We start from the raw sequence: 16,718 nt of genomic DNA, 5'->3' as shown, positions 1-16,718 counted from the left end.
ATTACTTCAAAATTAAAGACAGTTGGAATCGGGGATTTAAACCCTTGAATTTACAATAACAGCACCGTCATTTACTAATTTGCCATCTTCCATATAGACAATGCGATCGGCAATATCTAGAATGCGGTTGTCATGAGTAACTAAGAGAATAGTACAGTCCTGTTCTTTAGCTAATTTTTGCATGAGGTTAACCACATCTCGTCCCGATTTACTGTCAAGGGCGGCGGTGGGTTCATCTGCTAAGACTATTTTAGGCCGACCTACCAACGCACGAGCGATCGCAACTCTTTGTTTTTGTCCCCCAGATAAATCATCAGGATAATAATTCAGCCGATGCCCTAATCCTACCTCTTCTAACATTTGGGCTGAACGGGTTTTCATCTCTGCTGGTGAAATATTATTATGCACTTCCAAGCCCATTCTGACGTTCTGAAGTACTGTCAGGCTACCGTGCAAGTTGTGCGCTTGAAAAATGTAACCGTTATTGCGTCGCACCTGGGTAAGTTGTGCTGTACTAGCGCCACAAAGTTCTTGTCCCAATATCTGCAAACTGCCAGATTGGGCAGAACGCAAGCCGCCGGCTAAGGTGAGAAGTGTAGTTTTACCAGAACCAGAAGGCCCAGTCATAATAATAATTTCGCCGGCGTTAATATCCAGGTTGATATCAAATAGAACTTGCTTACGGAGTTGACCAGAACCAAAGTAATGATCGAGATTTTTAACAGAGATTACAGGTTGACTACTCATAAATAGCTTGATTATTCGTGATGATTGTCATTAGTCCTTTTGAGTAACAAATGACAAATTTAAAACATATCTGCGGGATCGGCGGATTGTAATTTCCGAGTGGCGATCGCACCAGAAATAATACACATAATCATAGTTAGTATTAGCACTGTGGTGGCTCGTGCTACGGTCATGTAAAGTGGCAAATTAGTGGCATTACGAGTTAGACGGTAAAGTCCTAAAGGTGCGATCATTCCTGGGATAAAGCCCAAGATTGCCAAAATTATCGCCTCTTCAAACACCACACCCAATAAATAGAGATTGTTATACCCCATTGCTTTGAAGGTTGCGTACTCTTTGATATGGGAATTCACATCTGTAGAAAGAACTTGATAGACGATAATCACGCCTACCATAAACCCCATTCCTACACCCAAGTTAAAGATAAACCCGATAGCTGTATTTTTTTTCCAATAATCTGTTTCAAATTCGATAAATTCAGCTTTGGTCAAAACTTTAATATCATTATCTAAATGAGATTCTAAAGCTGCTTTAATTTGTTTTGGATCGTACCCTGGTTCGAGTTGAATCAAACCTACACTGACACTGCTGGCTTCGCGCTTGGGAAATAGCCGTAAGAAGTTCTGGTCGCTGGTAATTAGGTTCCCATCAGCCGCAAAGGATGCGCCGATTGAAAATAAGCCACTAATGGTAATCGTGCGGCGGTCAATTTCAGTAGTTACAGACAAACCTTGTTCAACTTGAGCGATCGCTTCTTTATAATCTCCTCTTGAGGCGCGATCGAACAGCAGGGTATCTGGTAGCTTCACCCGATCTATCTGGCTGTTCACATCTGGTAAGTTAAAAGCTGGTTTTTCAGGATTAATCCCAATAACTAGGACAGATGTCTTTTGGCGTGTTTTCGGATTCTTCCAATCGACAATGTTGACATACATTGGTTCTGCTGACTTCACCCCCTGTATATCCATTGCTTGATACAGTCGCCGCCGTGTAAAGGTGGACGCATTTAAGACGTTACGGGCTTGAGGGCTAAGTAGAAAAATATCAGCCTGTATACTGTTGTGCAGTTTAGTATTACTGTCAAACAAGGCAGTCTGAAACCCTAGCTGCATGAACATCAAAATATCAGCGAAAGCAATGCCTGACAAAGCTACCAACAAACGGCTTTTTTCATGACTCAATTGCAACCATCCTAGAGGGGTTCGCTGCCGCAGTTGTTGAATAAATCCAATCATAGTTCTATCACCGCTTTTACTTGCAGATTGGTAAACTTGGCAGCTTTGGCGCTAGATGCTCGATCTAGTTGCACATGAACTTCCACTACTCTGGCATCAATATTGCTAGAAGGATCGCTGTTAACCAGATTTTGTCGCTGTACCTGCATCCCCGTCCAATCAACAGTTCCCTGTAATTCTTCGGGAATGGAATCGCTGATTACCTTGACCCGTTGCCCCGATCGCACTTTGTTAATATCACTTTGGTAAACTTCTGCAACTGCATACATCTGGTCGGTTCGACCTAATTCTACAATCCCGTCACTAGAAACGGTTTCTCCGGCTCGTGTATGAATCTTCAAAATTTGTCCCGCTTCGGGTGCGCGAACATAAGCTTGATCCAATTGCGCTCTAATTTTTGCCACAGTCGCTTGAGCGCTGTCTACCTCTGCTTGAGCGTTGGCAATGTCTGTCGGACGGACTTCAGCTGTTTGGTTAAGAGTGGCTTTGGCTTCGTTAATCTGCTGTTGCAAGCTAGCGATGGTTTGATTGCCGTTAGCTTTGGCTTCTTTAATCTGCTGTTCTAAAGTTGCGACAGTTCTGGTTTTGTTGGCTTGATTTTCGATTAACTGCTGAGTAGAAGTTTCTGCACTCAAGCGTTTTTGATCGGCTTGCTGACTGGAAATTGCCCCTGCTTTGTATAAAGCTTCGTAGCGTTGCACATCTACTTGAGCGTTACGTTTTTCGGCGGCGACGCGATCCACCGTTGCTTGTAAACTCTCTCGTTGTCCTTGCAAGTCTGCTGTTAGGCGATCGATTATGGCTTGCTGAGTTTTTATGTTTCCTTCTAGTTCGACTTGCAGACGGCTGACAGCAGCTTGCTTTGCTCCAATTTCTCCCTGTTTTGCTCCCGCTTTTACCTGGTCGAGGTTAGATTTGGCAACTTGAACTTGCTTTTGGGCCTCAACTAAACTTGCCTGCAAGCGATCGCGGCTATCCATAATTGCAATTACCTGTCCAGCATTGACGCGATCGCCTTCTTTGACTAAGAGTTTCTGAAGCAGACTTCCCTCAGTCGAAGAAGTTGCAGATAATTTCATTACTTCTCCATTTGGTTCTAAGCGTCCCAATGCTGTCACTGTTTTTACCACTGGTTGAACAGCTACTGGCATGGCTGGCTTCTCATTAGCCGTAGCCTGGAACTTTAGTACCGTATAAACACTAGCTCCACCGATTAGCAAAGATGTAATTACTGCTAGTGTAAGAGGCGATCGCAAAAGATTTTGGGAAGACTTTAAATCCTCTAGTTTCCAGTTCTGCACCATACTGTTCACCTTTTACCATTAGCATTAATTGAACTAAACTGTTCAGTTCAATTAATGCTAAACTAAACGGAGTAGTTTAGTCAATAGTCAAAAGTCCAACTTGGCAATTAAACAGTTTTCCCTGCCTTCCCCACCCAAATGAAAACAAGAATACGGGGATCAAGGAAAGTGAGGGATTTGGAGAAAAAAATAACTCCTGTCTCCTGCATTAAATGCCGATTAAATCATTAAAATTCTTTATAAGAGAGGATAATTAAGAAATGGTACGCATAAAAACTGACGAAGTTGATCGAGATAATTCGGTTGATAAAGTAGAGCAAATTCTGCAAGGGGCAATGCAGGAGTTTCTCCAAAATGGCTATGCTGGTACAAGTATGGATCGGGTAGCAGTAGCGGCTGGTGTTTCTAAAGCTACAGTCTACAGCCACTTTCAAGATAAAGAAGGACTTTTTAAAGTTCTGATAGAGCAACTAGCAAGCAAAAAGAATAACTCTATCTTTGGCACAGTACCCATCGAGGGAGAACCAAGAGCCGTACTGCGTGGTATAGGAACCAAAGCATTAGAACTGATGAATAGCGACCAAGAGCATAGTGCCTTTATGCGAGTATTAATAGGAGAATCTGGTCGTTTTCCTGAGTTAGCTCAAATTTGTGTTCATGCCATGATTAAGCCAGTAACGGAGACTCTCACTCAATACTTGGCTGCTCCTGAGCTAAAAATACCTGACCCAGAGGCAACAGCAAGAATTCTCTTAGGGGCATTGGTGCATTTTCATATTACTCAAGATGTGATGCATGGGAGGGACATTATACCAATGGAAAGCGATCGCCTGATTGATGCGTTGACACACCTAATCACTAAATGCGCCGATTGATTGGCTATGTCCCATTCTTAGCTGATGGAGTGCTGTTGCCTATCCTCTGGCTTTTTTGGTTTCTGAGCTTTGAGCTAAAATCCCACGGCTTGATCTGAAAACGAGCAATAGCAATGTTTTCATGGCCGTGGGAGTTTTAAAAGCTGGCACAAATACATCCTCCAGCGATCGCAAGATTAACTAGGCAGGAATGACTTGAACAATTAGTGAGCGTTTATCCAGTGACTGGATTTTACCTACTTGACTGAGGTCTTTTGCAATTCTGTCTAGCAGTTCTCCTGCTTGGTCACGATATTGATGTTCTCGGCCTCGTAAACGAATGGCAAACTTCACCGAATCGCCTTTACTCAACCACCCAACTGCTTTTTCAATACGTAAATTGTAATCAGCCACACCCACGTTTAAACCGAAACGAACTTCTTTTACCGTAGGTCTAGCACTCTGGCTCTGACGTTTTTTCTTTTGATACTGAAGCTTGCCATAATTCAGGATTTTGGCGATTGGGGCCTCTTTGCCTTGAGAGACTACAACCAAGTCAAGCTCTAGGCTCTCGGCTAACTGTAGCGCCTCATTGGTGTCGATTAGACCACGATTGTTATTCTCATGGTCAATCAAGAAGACATGAGGTGACTTGATTTGTGAATTAATCAGTTGCTTTTGGATTGCGATAACGAATTTCTCCTAATTGTTCAATACTTTATATCCCAAGTAATGCTAATTTAACACAACACTGAATCAGAGCAACTTTAACCACACAATGGGCTACATTCTGTTAGAATGTGTGACTGTGGCACTCGCTCTTCAGTCTTTGCGTTACTGCCCATCCAGCCTTTCAAGACTTTTTTATCCGTCCGCCTAAGACTGACGCCGCCATTGGCGACAGGCCGATGTTACTTTTGGAGTTTTATGAATTTTTCTACTCTCGGCTTGTCCAATGAAATTATCCGTGCGGTTACAGAGCGAGGGTACACCGAACCTACGCCAATTCAGATACAGTCGATTCCTGCCGTCTTATCGGGTAGCGATTTACTAGCTGGGGCACAAACTGGCACTGGAAAAACCGCTAGTTTTACCCTACCACTTCTACATCGGTTATCGTCCGAAAAGAACGTCAAAGTTACATCTAATGGATACCGCCCGATCCGGGCACTGATTCTCACCCCGACTCGTGAACTCGCCGCCCAAGTAGAAGAAAGCGTGCGCGAGTATGGCAAATACTTGCAGCTAAACTCGATGGTGATGTTTGGCGGAGTCGGTATTAATCTGCAAAAACAGCGTTTGAAGAACCGAGTGGATATTTTGGTGGCTACTCCAGGGCGACTGCTGGATCACGTACAGCAGGGCACGCTAAACCTGTCACATATTGAGGTTTTAGTTCTAGATGAAGCAGATCGGATGCTGGACATGGGCTTTATCCATGATATCCGCCGCATCCTTGCACTTTTGCCCAAAAAGCGACAAAATTTGCTATTCTTCGCTACTTTTTCGGACAAAATTAAAGCACTAGCCGCCGGGTTGCTCAATAACCCGAAGATGATTGAGGTGGCACGCCGCAACGTCACCGCCGAGACAATCGCCCAAAAAATTTACCAAGTAGACCGTGACAAGAAACGTCAATTACTTGCTCACCTGATTCGGCGAGATAATTGGTATCAAGTGCTAGTGTTTACTCGTACCAAGTATGGCGCTGACCGTTTAGTTAAGCAGTTGGGTGAAGACCGCATTCAAGCATTGGCAATCCACGGGAATAAGAGCCAACCGGTGCGTACCAATGCTCTGGCAAAATTCAAGAATGGTAGCTTACAGGTATTAGTGGCGACAGACATTGCAGCTAGAGGTCTTGACATCAGTGAACTACCCCATGTAGTCAACTTCGATCTACCCAATGTACCGGAAGATTATGTTCATCGCATTGGGCGAACTGGTCGTGCTGGTGCGTCAGGTGAAGCTGTATCGCTGGTATGCGTCGATGAATACAGTCTATTGACAGATATCGAAAAACTGATTGAGCAGCGTTTGCCAAGGGAAGTAGTGGCTGGCTTTGGCCCTAACCCCGATACAACGGCCGAACCAATCCCCAATGGACGGCAACACAGACCCAAATCTGGAGGTGAAAAGCGATCGCCTCGGACTCCTAAACCTTTACCACGGACATCGGCTAAACGTAAAGCAGCGCCACCCGCGACTAACGGCGAGAAGCCTGGGGCTCGTTCGTCCGCATCGCGTCGTTCTAAGTAGGGACTGGGGACTGGGGACTGGGGACTGGGGACTGGGAATGAGGGAAGACTTTTCCAATTATGAAATATCCAATAGCAATTACCCAGTCTCCATAATCAATCCATTACAGCTAAGACAGCTTTCGGCAATAACTTATCTTTAAACCAAACAATTCTGGCGGGGACATCATTTAATTTTACTCCCGCCTTTTCTAAATTAAGCCGTTCAGAAATTGCCAAAATTAAGTCATCGCGTCCAGCCCGCCGCACCTGAGAAAATTTCTTTTGTAAATATTCTGGCCGCCAATAACCAACAATTTCTAATAAGAAAGTGCGTCCATCAGAATGCACCAAGCGAAAATCGGGAATCATCACACTACCGGGAATCGGTATTAAATCAACTTCTCGCTCTAATGCCCAACCGCTTTTCAAAGCATCCCACTTATCAGCAAAAGATGCTTCTAGCATACTATCGTAAGGCTTCCCCGGTGGATAGTGGGATACTAAACCACATTCAGAATTGAGGGTGAAACGTCCAGTTTTCCAACTATTTGTATAAGCATCGCGGGTTTGGAGAATGGAAGAAAGACTCCATTTAGTAACGTGAAGTAAAGCGGGAATAAGTTTAGCGATCGCTAACCCATATCGTGTACTAGGATTAAACAAACTCGTCGGCCCGTCAATGGTAATGGTAAACCCGTGGTCAGCATCGCCCTCAATATAAGCCATCAATTGAAACAACTTCAGATAGCGAAATAACAGCTTATATTCACCCGGAACATTCCGATGAGCATTTAACACCAGTTTACTGGCCTTATAAAAAACACCCTGCACCTGGGATAAGTTATATCGATTTAATAAATCTGGCGCTGTTGGTGCATCAAACACTGTCAAAATTTTATTTTCAGATAAATCAGCGTATAGTCCATTCCGAACCTGTTCTAGTAGAACTTCCCGCTCAAGTTCTTGAGTTAACTCATCAGCAATTTTACTCAGAGTAACTTGAGTTGATTCTCGACTAGAAACAGACTTTGCAGCCAACGAAAACACCCGTTCTCTTAACATCTGTGGTTCCAAAGGACTAACCACCTCAAAAGTGCAAAAACTGCTTTTGAGAATATAAGCTAACCCTCGCTTCACCCGATAATCTGTAGAATCTCCTTCAAAATCAGTCAGTTGTCGCTCAAGCACACCCTGAGTCTTCCCCACTGCTGATTGAAAATAATTAATTAACTCAATCGCCAACTCCGAAGTTTTTTGATCAATCTTCAGTCTCTTCGGGATGATCTCCTCCCCGTTTTGGCGATGCATCAGTAAGTCTGTCGGTAACATCTGAATCTTGAATTTTAGATTTTGAACTTCCGGTTGAATAATTAATTTCTAACTGTTCCGCAGCCTTCAAACTCCTTTCCTTCCCACTCCCATACACAACCTGCAAATTCCCTTTCTTCTCCCCTTGTCCCCTTGTCTCCTTGTCCCCTTGTCCCCTTGTCCTCTCCCCTCTCCGCCTAGCCGAAGTCCCCTCCTCACTCGTATCCTCCGCCACCACCTCATACAAAATCGCCTGCTTATTCTCAATATTCCCCTTCCGTAAAATCCTTCCCAATCGCTGAGTATACTCCCTAGCCGAACCCGTCCCCGATAAAATAATCGCCACAGAAGCCGCCGGCACATCAACGCCTTCATTCAACACATGAGAAGCAACTAAAGTATTATATTTTCCCTCTCGAAACTTAGTTAATATCTCATGCCGTTCCTTCACAGGAGTTTGATGAGTAATCGCAGGAATTAGCAACTCTTGAGAAATGCGATAAACCGTTGCGTTATCAGCAGTAAAAATCAAAATTCTTGCTGGATAATGTTCTGCCAATAAATTAATCAAAATTCGCAACTTCCCATCAGTACCCAAAGCGATATCTTTCGCTTCCCGGTGCGCTAACATCGCCCTACGTCCAGATTGCGATCTAGCACTCATTTGCACAAACATTTGCCAACCTTGCAGACTCCCCAAAGAAATCTTCGATTGCTTCAAAAAGTCGTTGCGGGTTTGAATGAGTTGATTGTATCTTTCCCGCTCAAGTTGCGATAACTTTACCTTAATTTGGACAATTTCATGTTCTGCTAACGCCTTCCCTGCCAAATCTTCGGCGCGTTTACGATATACTTCTTCACCAATCAGAATATTTAAATCAGCGTGTTTACCATCAGTGCGTTCCGGTGTAGCAGAGAGTCCCAGACGATAAGGTGCGATCGCATATTCAGCGATAACCCGATTAAAATCTGTAGGTAAATGATGACATTCATCAAAAACAATCAGCGCATATTGATTTCCCAAGGTTTCGGCGTGAATTGCTGCACTATCATAAGTTGCAACTAAGATAGCTGTTCTATCCCGCGAACCACCTCCCAGCAATCCCACCTCAGCATCGGGGAAAGCTGCTACCAAATGTGCATACCACTGATGCATTAAATCTAGAGTTGGCACTACAATCAGCGTCGTGCGCGGCGTTGATTGCATCGCCATTTGTGCTAAATAAGTCTTTCCCGCCGCCGTGGGAAGCACAACCACTCCCTGCCTACCCGCCAGTTTCCAAGCCGCTAGCGCCTCAGTCTGGTGGGGATAGGGTTCCATTTCCAGAGTGGGAACCAAATCTACAGGATAAAATTGCTTGGCCTCATCGATAAAATTCACATCTTCCGCTTGTAGTGCTTCTACTAGCGATCGGTATCTAATTGCTGGAATGCGGAATTTTTCAACTCTATCATCCCACGTAGCATAATCCATCCAACCTTTGCCGCGTGGTGGTGGATGCAAAATTAATGTGCCACGATCAAAATTTAGTGTAGGGGTACGAGCCATTTATGGGAATTGGGGATTGGGGATTGGGAATTGGGCATAGGGATTAGGTTACAGGTGATAGGGAATAATCTGTACCCTGTAACCTGTACCCTATTCCCTTCTTTACTCCCTAGTCTATTGATTACTAATAACGCAAAAAGTGCATGATTCATCCAAGTAACTCAGATAAAACCCAACTAGATGCCCTCATTAGTCACGGAATGTCCAATCGGCAAACCAACAATAACCTTGCCGAATCCTACAAAGAACAGCGACAGAGCTTTCTACTGAAACGGCTACAATTGCAGGCGCAGATTATGCTGGTAGCTGGCTTGACTTTAATCGCTTTTTTCCTTTGGGCAAATTCATATTTAGAAGCCAAGATATACGCTTTTAAAATTGGGATTGTCGTAGAATTATTCACTCTTATTTGTTGGGGTTTATGTAAAACTTCTATTGGTCGTCGCCATCCTGACTTAATTTTTTTGAGTTTATGCTGGGCTGTAACTTGTGTTGTCCAAATTGATATAGCTTTATTGTTTAATAATCTGGAACCTAGAAGCAATATTTGGACTCTGATGTTTCTCACTCAGGCTACAATTATACCAGTTCAATGGTGGATGCATTTAATATCTCAATTCGGAACAATAATTTGCTATTTAACCTTATATTTCTTATATAATCCTATATTGAAGAATCCATCAGCTTTTTATGCTGAACAAGGATTATACTTCTTTTGGACTTGCATAATTTGTGTATTTTCTGTATTCTTATACGAACGCTTGCGAAAAAAAGAATTTTATGCACGTAAAGCAATGGAACTGGCGCAGCAAAAATCGGAACGGCTGCTACTAAATATTCTGCCAGGGATGATTGCAGAACAATTAAAACAACAGCCTACAACTATTGCTGATAGTTTTATGGAAGTTACGGTATTATTTGCCGATATTGTTGGTTTTACAGAGCTTTCAGCTCGTACATCTCCTACGGAATTAGTTGAGTTCTTAAATACAATATTCTGTTTATTTGACCAATTAGCAGAACTTCACGGAGTAGAGAAAATCAAGACTATTGGCGACGCATATATGGCTGTTGCCGGATTGCCAAATCAGTCTAACGATCATGCTTCAGCAATAGCTAATATGGCGTTGGACATGCAAAATGCTATAGCTATCTTTAATGCAGAAAATAATCAATTATTTAGCATCCGTGTTGGCATTAGTACAGGGCCAGTTGTAGCGGGAGTGATTGGGCTGAAAAAGTTTGCTTACGATCTCTGGGGAGATACAGTAAATACTGCTAGTAGAATGGAATCACATGGAATAGCCGGTAGTATCCAGGTCTGTGAAGCAACTTATCAGCTTTTAAAAGATAAATACTTATTCGATAAACGAGGTTTAATTCAGGTTAAAGGCAAAGGAGAAATGATGACTTATATCCTAAAAGAAGTTAATTTTAAAAATTAATTACAGCTATGCTGTTTGACGGATATAGAGAAATATAAAATATATAATTAGAGCGATAAATCTTAGCTATTTAACCTCTGCTAAAACTAAGCTTTAATCCTTTAGATAGATTCACAGCAAATAACTGCTTTAATGTGTATTATTTCGATGCATAATAAATATTGAGCGATGTCTACGACGGACTGTGATGCTCTCTACGAGACGCTAGAAGCGAACGCAGACTGGCTAACGCATCGCATTCTCTAGCTGATTTTGGGAATAATCCTTTAGCTAGCTGCATAAAAGGAGAAGCCACATTGAAAGGAACACGTTCCCTTCTAGCACCCTATGCTGTTGCACTATTGGCTGTTGGTAGCGCATTGCTACTAACACTATTGCTACAGCCACTACTGAAACCAACTATTTTCCTGCTATTTTTTGCTGCCGTGGCGGTTAGTGCTTGGTATGGTGGTATGGAAGCAGGGTTGCTGGCTACTGCTTTGTCTACTTTGACTGTTAGCTATTTTTTCTTAGAGCCAGTGTTTTCGCTCTCGGTTGCGAGTCTAGACAACATAAGACGGTTAGGCTTGTTTGTCCTGGTGACAACATTCATCACCTTGCTAAACTCAGAGTTACGCACTGCCAAACAACATCTTCAAATGAGTTTGCAGAAGTTAAAAGTGAGCGAGGCAAAGTTGAGAAGGTTAGTAGAGTCCAACATTATTGGGGTAATTGTAGCCAATATGGATGGAGCGATACCTACGGCGGGCTACGCCAACGCAGAAGCCAATGATGCTTTTTTACGAATGGTAGGTTATTCGCAAGAAGATTTACTTGCCGGGCGGGTTCGGTGGCGCGATATGATCTCACCAAAATATATTGAAGCAAACAACAGTGCGATGCCTACGGCAGGCTACGCCTACGCAGAACTCAAAGCCAAAGGTGTATGTCAGCCTTTTGAGAACGAATACATCTGCAAAGACCAGAACTGTGTTCCCATCCTGCTAGGTTCTGCTTTGTTAGAAAATAATTCTAACGATATTATCTCTTTTGTCCTTGATTTAAGCGAACAGCAAGCTGCGCTACGCGAACGCAAACAGGTAGAGCTTGCCCTATGCCAAAGCGAAGAACGCTACCGCGCTTTTTTAGAGCAGAGTTCAGAAGGTATTTGGTGCATTGAACTAGAAGTACCAATTTCGGCAGACTGTCCAGAAGATGAACAAATTCAACATTTTTATCAATATGTTTACTTAGCCGAATGCAACAATGTAATGGCACAGATGTATGGCTGTTCTCGTGCCGAAGAAATTATCAACGCCAGACTAGGAGATTTTCTCATTCCCTCCGATCCACATAATATTGCATACCTGCGTAATTTTATCCGTTCTAATTACCGACTAATCGATGCAGAGTCTCACGAAATAGATAAGCAAGGTAATTCCAAATATTTTTTGAATAATCTGGTGGGAATTGTCGAAAATGGGCTTTTAGTCAGAGCATGGGGAACTCAACGCGACATTACAGAACGCAAACGAGCAGAAGCAGCACTACATCAACGAGAAGATGAACTGCGGCTAATTACAAATGCTGTGCCTGTCCAGATTTCTTATGTTGATACTCAGCAGCGTTATCGCTTTAATAACAAGAAATATGAAGACTGGTTTGGGCTTCCCGCTTCCGAAATTTATGGTAAACACATTAGAGAAATTCTGGGAGAGTCGGTTTATCAGTCAATTCTTCCTTATGTAGAAGCAGTACTTTCTGGAGAGGAAGTCACTTATGAAACCCAATTACCTCATAAAGATGGCACAAACCATTACATAAATGTAAGTTACGTTCCCCAGTTTAGTGAGCAAGGAAAAGTTGAAGGATTTGTTGCCCTAATCACAGATATTACACTTCACAAGTTAGCGGAGGCAGCACTAAAACAGAGCGAGAAACGGTTAAAGACGCTAACCGAAAAAGTCCGCATAATTCCTTGGGAGGTGAATGCCACTAACGGAAATTTTACTTATGTAGGGCCGCAAACCGTTGAGATTCTTGGCTATCCATTATCAGACTGGTATATCGATGATTTCTGGGCAAAACATATACATCCAGAAGATCGCGAGTGGGTTATTCAATATTGCCAAGAATCTTCGCTGTCACTGAATAATTACGAATTTGAATACAGAATGTTGGCTGCTGATGGCAGAGTTGTGTGGCTGTATGACATTGTTAATGTCGTGCGGGATGAGAATGGGCCGCAGCTACTACATGGGTTTATGCTCGATATTACCGATCGCAAGCAAGCAGAGCAAGAACGTGAACAACTGCTTGAGCGCGAAAAAGCAGCACGCGCCGATGCAGAATCAGCAAATCGGATGAAGGATGAGTTTCTCGCCACCCTCTCCCACGAACTCCGCACACCCTTAAACGCCATATTGGGTTGGACGCAGCTACTAAGAAATCGCAAGTTTGATGAGGCTACTACTGCGCGGGCGTTAGAAACAATTGAGCGTAACACTAAATCCCTGACGCAACTAATCGAAGATGTCCTAGATGTGTCACGGATTATTAGAGGCACACTTCATCTCAGTATCCATCGGATAAAACTTGTACCACTTGTAGAGGCGGCAATCGATACTGTGCGCCCAGCAGCTGAGGCTAAAGAGATTAACATCAAGTGTAAATTCGATCCTGAAGTTGGGGTAGTTGTGGGTGATACCAACCGCTTGCAACAGGTTGTGTGGAACTTGCTCTCCAACGCCGTCAAGTTTACACCCAAAGGCGGAAGAGTTGATGTGCAATTAGAGCGGATTGAATCTTCCGTGCAAATTCGCGTGAGTGATACGGGAGCGGGAATTGCCGCCGAATTCCTCCCCCATGTATTTGAACGTTTTCGTCAAGCTGACAGTTCCAGCACGCGATCGCATGGCGGACTAGGATTAGGGTTAGCGATCGTCCGTCACTTGGTAGAATTACACGGTGGCACAGTCTTTGTCGAAAGTCTAGGAATTGGACAGGGAGCGACATTCATTGTTAATCTGCCGATGAAAGCCGTTTATGTAGAGGCTAATACAGCAGAGCAGCCTTCATCTCTGGTGGATGTCCCAGAGGCTAATAATTACCTGCCGAGATTAGATGACTTGCGAGTGCTAATTGTTGATGATGAGGCAGACGCGCGTCATTTACTCACCACAATTCTAGGACAGTATGGGGCGCAAGTCATAGCAGCTGCATCTGCTTGTGAAGCCCTGCTTGCTTTGCAACAATTTCGCCCCCATATACTGGTGAGCGATATCGGTATGCCACAACAAGATGGCTACGCACTAATTCGTCAAGTGAGGGCGCTACCAACAGATCAAGGAGGGCGGATTCCAGCAGTAGCGTTAACAGCATACGCTAGGGCAGAAGATCGCACGCAAGCTTTGTTAGCAGGCTTTCAACTCCACGTTCCTAAGCCAGTAAATCCCGCCGAGTTAGCAGTTGTAGTTGCCAACCTCACTGGACGCACTTGAAGAATTAAAAATTAAAAATTAAAAAGTAAAAATTAAAGATGAATTTAATATTTCTTTTGCTTTTTACTTTTGCCTTGTTTGATGAATTTTTATAATGCTTCACGAGTATTAAAGGCTTATTAATGAGCCTTTAATACTCGTGAACGGAGTTCAAAGGTGGATTCATCCGGTTCAAATACTCGTGAACGGAGATAAAAGGTGGATTCATCCGGTTCAAATACTCGTGAACGGAGATAAAAGGTGGATTCATCCGGTTCAAATACTCGTGAACGGAGATAAAAGGTGGATTCATCCAGTTCAAATACTCGGCGACGGAGATAAAAGGTGGATTCATCCAGTTCAAATACTCGGCGACGGAGATAAAAGGTGGATTCATCCAGTTCCATAATGGATGAACCAAGTTTCCCCCTGCCCTCCGGTCACTGAGCGAAGCCGAAGTGCTGCCCCCTTCTCCCCACTAGACTAGAATTAGAATTGACGTGACGTTTCTTAGTAGCTAAAGTGTCAGATTCTCTGCCATTGCGCGATCGCTATCTTGCCTTAATCGATGAAATTGTTGAAACCACCCTCAAGGGCAAAATTAGCTCTGTTGAGATGGTGTACCAAATGCTGCTTAAAGGCATTACTTCCGGTACAGGGGAGGTATTTGAGTTAGTTTTGAGCGATCGCTTGAATGCTCTCCAAAGCCAAGTAGATAGTGAAAAAGACGAACTCAAGAAAGCTAAAGCCACTCGCAGTTTGAGAGCCATTAAGACTATTCAAAGTCAATGGCAACGTTGGCAAGAGCAAAACAAAACCACAGAAGCGATCGCTTCCGCAGTTACAGAAATTACCACAGCCCCCTCTGACGAGCGACTGGCGACATTTTTACGGATTACTGACCCAAATCAGAAGTATCCGCTAAATTTGCAACAGCTACAGCAATTATCAAAAGCATTACAGCAATTTGCCCAGGCAGATAGCGATTTAGAACAGTTTTCTGAAGGGATTACCCGTGGTTTAGCTTCTTGGCAGCGATTGCAAGACAACTTGCTCAGTTGGATGTACGAGCAAAAAGAAGCTTTAGGATTTGGCGGCGTACCGGGAGAACGTGGCCCTTGGGCAAGTTGGGCGAAACAACTCAATAGTGAGTTACCCAAAGCACTGCTTCGCACCTTAGCGATGGAAGAATCGGCAATTGAGTTTGCCCAGCGACAACGGGGAATCACCCTGAGAGATTGGGTGGAAATGGCATTAATTTTACAGTTCTTGCAACGGGGGCTAATTAACTGGTTTGACCAACAAGCTTACGATGTTAAGGCCGGGCCAAAGTTGTCCATTTCGACTTTTTTGACCTTTGCAGTGATTTGGAGTCAATTAGCAAGTGGTTTTGCAAGCATTGGCACAGTATACGCCGATGCCTGTTCTCAAATCATGCTCCAGATTTTGCGAACCTTTGCCCAGCGTCCATATTTTCCCTTTTACGGCGGGATATTTGCCTCTTTTACTGGCACTTATTTGCGAGATGCCCTCGATTATTTGGATGAACCATTGCGACGAGGCGAGGGAACCCAAGAGAAGGCGCGGATTTTGACGCTGTTAGGTTATTCTCAGCGTGCTTTGGGGCAATACCAGCGCTCAATTGATTTTCATCAGCAGGCGTTAGAGATAGCCAGAAATGCAGGCGATCGCGCTTGTGAAATAGCCAATCTCAACCACCTTAGCCGCACCTACGTGCAACAGCAAAATTATGCTGAAGCAATTAACTACAGCCAACGAGCATTAATATTGAGTCGGCAAGCAGGCGATCGCACAGGAGAAGCTAACGCGCTAGTAAATTTAGGTTACAGCGAAGTCATGCAGGCTCAAGAACTGGAGAATCTAGAACCTGAAACTTATGAAGCCGCAATTAATTATTTGGAACAAGGTTTAAAATTATCAGAAAAATTAGGCGATATTCAAAGTAAAGCTTTATGTGTGAGTAGCTTAGGAATCGCTTATCTGGTAATTGGAGAACACCAAACTGCAATTAAATATTTGGAGGATGGCTTTAAAACAGCCCAAGTTTCCGGCGACTTGTATCTCCAAGGGCGGAACTTAGCTTATTTAGCAGAAGCTTATTACCATCTCCAAAATTCTGAAAAAACCGTTTACACAGGCTGTTTGGGAATGTATCTTTTGGAGCAAATTGCTTCTAATGAGTGGCGGCAAGCAGCAGGGTTACTAACGATTTTACAGGGGCAAATTGGGGCAGAAGCTTTCCAAAAATTCTTGCAGCAACATCGCCCTAAAATAATTGCGGTTATCGGTGTAGATGGGTATGATTACATTCCAAAATTATTAGAGATATACAAGCAAGATATGTAACTTCTAAAATCTCTGCTTTCTACTCGCACCTCTGCGGTTTAAAAGTAATTTATTGAACCACAGAGGCGCAGAGAACACAGAGAAAATAGGAATTATTTTCCAAAAGCGCTAGTAGTAGCGTGGCAAGGCTAAAATGTTGCAAAAAAATTGTAGGTTGGGTGGAGGCTTTGCGTAACCCAACATACGTCTACTACTATAGAATTAGAGGAAA

12 protein-coding genes are annotated in these 16,718 nt (G+C 43.4%); 5 read left to right on the top strand and 7 right to left on the bottom strand.

All coding sequences use genetic code 11. The features are described 5' to 3' along the window. Positions 1-36: 36 nt before the first annotated feature. Genes GJB62_RS16750 through GJB62_RS16740 form a run of 3 tightly spaced genes read right to left on the bottom strand, consistent with a single transcriptional unit; the run spans position 37 to position 3,286 of the window. The gene (locus GJB62_RS16750; RefSeq protein WP_114081305.1) at positions 37-747 is read right to left on the bottom strand and encodes a DevA family ABC transporter ATP-binding protein; all 711 of its coding nucleotides are present in this window, start codon (positions 745-747) and stop codon (positions 37-39) included. 59 nt (positions 748-806) lie between these two features. Further along, on the bottom strand, positions 807-1,982 hold the full coding sequence (devC, locus tag GJB62_RS16745; protein ID WP_114081306.1) for an ABC transporter permease DevC: 1,176 nt from the start codon (positions 1,980-1,982) through the stop codon (positions 807-809). Further along, positions 1,979-3,286, bottom strand: a complete 1,308-nt coding sequence (locus GJB62_RS16740) for an HlyD family efflux transporter periplasmic adaptor subunit (protein ID WP_114081307.1) — start codon at positions 3,284-3,286, stop codon at positions 1,979-1,981. The genes devC and GJB62_RS16740 overlap by 4 nt, the downstream gene beginning before the upstream one ends. 260 nt (positions 3,287-3,546) lie before the next feature. Here GJB62_RS16740 and GJB62_RS16735 point away from each other — a divergent pair, with 260 nt between their 5' ends. Next, complete coding sequence (locus GJB62_RS16735; protein WP_114081308.1) at positions 3,547-4,161, top strand: TetR/AcrR family transcriptional regulator; 615 nt, start codon at positions 3,547-3,549, stop codon at positions 4,159-4,161. A gap of 180 nt (positions 4,162-4,341) precedes the next feature. Here GJB62_RS16735 and infC read toward each other — a convergent pair whose 3' ends face one another. Beyond that, positions 4,342-4,776, bottom strand: coding sequence for a translation initiation factor IF-3 (gene infC, locus GJB62_RS16730; protein WP_012409964.1), 435 nt, complete (start codon positions 4,774-4,776; stop codon positions 4,342-4,344). A gap of 291 nt (positions 4,777-5,067) precedes the next feature. On the opposite strand from infC, the gene GJB62_RS16725 reads away from it, so the two are divergent. Then, positions 5,068-6,399: a DEAD/DEAH box helicase gene (locus GJB62_RS16725; protein WP_114081309.1), complete on the top strand. Its 1,332-nt coding sequence runs from the start codon at positions 5,068-5,070 to the stop codon at positions 6,397-6,399. Positions 6,400-6,494: 95 nt separating this feature from the next. Here GJB62_RS16725 and GJB62_RS16720 read toward each other — a convergent pair whose 3' ends face one another. Together GJB62_RS16720 and GJB62_RS16715 are read right to left on the bottom strand one after the other, a co-directional pair. Then, complete coding sequence (locus tag GJB62_RS16720; RefSeq protein ID WP_114081310.1) at positions 6,495-7,709, bottom strand: DUF790 family protein; 1,215 nt, start codon at positions 7,707-7,709, stop codon at positions 6,495-6,497. Continuing rightward, a complete protein-coding gene (locus GJB62_RS16715; protein WP_114081311.1) occupies positions 7,639-9,237 on the bottom strand; it encodes a DEAD/DEAH box helicase family protein in 1,599 nt (532 codons plus the stop codon). Before GJB62_RS16715 ends, GJB62_RS16720 begins: the two co-directional genes overlap by 71 nt. Positions 9,238-9,380: 143 nt before the next feature. Between GJB62_RS16715 and GJB62_RS16710 the strand changes: the two genes are divergently transcribed. Together GJB62_RS16710 and GJB62_RS16705 are read left to right on the top strand one after the other, a co-directional pair. Next, entirely contained in the window at positions 9,381-10,682 is a 1,302-nt protein-coding gene (locus GJB62_RS16710) for an adenylate/guanylate cyclase domain-containing protein (RefSeq protein ID WP_114081312.1), read from the top strand. A 296-nt stretch (positions 10,683-10,978) separates the two neighbouring features. Further along, positions 10,979-14,161, top strand: a complete 3,183-nt coding sequence (locus tag GJB62_RS16705) for a PAS domain S-box protein (RefSeq protein WP_114081313.1) — start codon at positions 10,979-10,981, stop codon at positions 14,159-14,161. A 119-nt stretch (positions 14,162-14,280) separates the two neighbouring features. On the opposite strand, the gene GJB62_RS16700 is transcribed toward GJB62_RS16705, so the two are convergent. Then, the gene (locus GJB62_RS16700; RefSeq protein WP_147262471.1) at positions 14,281-14,547 is read right to left on the bottom strand and encodes a hypothetical protein; all 267 of its coding nucleotides are present in this window, start codon (positions 14,545-14,547) and stop codon (positions 14,281-14,283) included. A 115-nt stretch (positions 14,548-14,662) separates the two neighbouring features. Here GJB62_RS16700 and GJB62_RS16695 point away from each other — a divergent pair, with 115 nt between their 5' ends. Then, a complete protein-coding gene (locus tag GJB62_RS16695) occupies positions 14,663-16,507 on the top strand; it encodes a tetratricopeptide repeat protein (protein WP_114081315.1) in 1,845 nt (614 codons plus the stop codon). Positions 16,508-16,718: the final 211 nt, after the last annotated feature.

It is taken from the genome of Nostoc sp. ATCC 53789 (assembly GCF_009873495.1).
GTDB lineage: Bacteria > Cyanobacteriota > Cyanobacteriia > Cyanobacteriales > Nostocaceae > Nostoc > Nostoc muscorum_A.
Note: the sequence above shows the minus strand (reverse complement) of the source record. Positions and strands in the feature narration are given on the sequence as shown.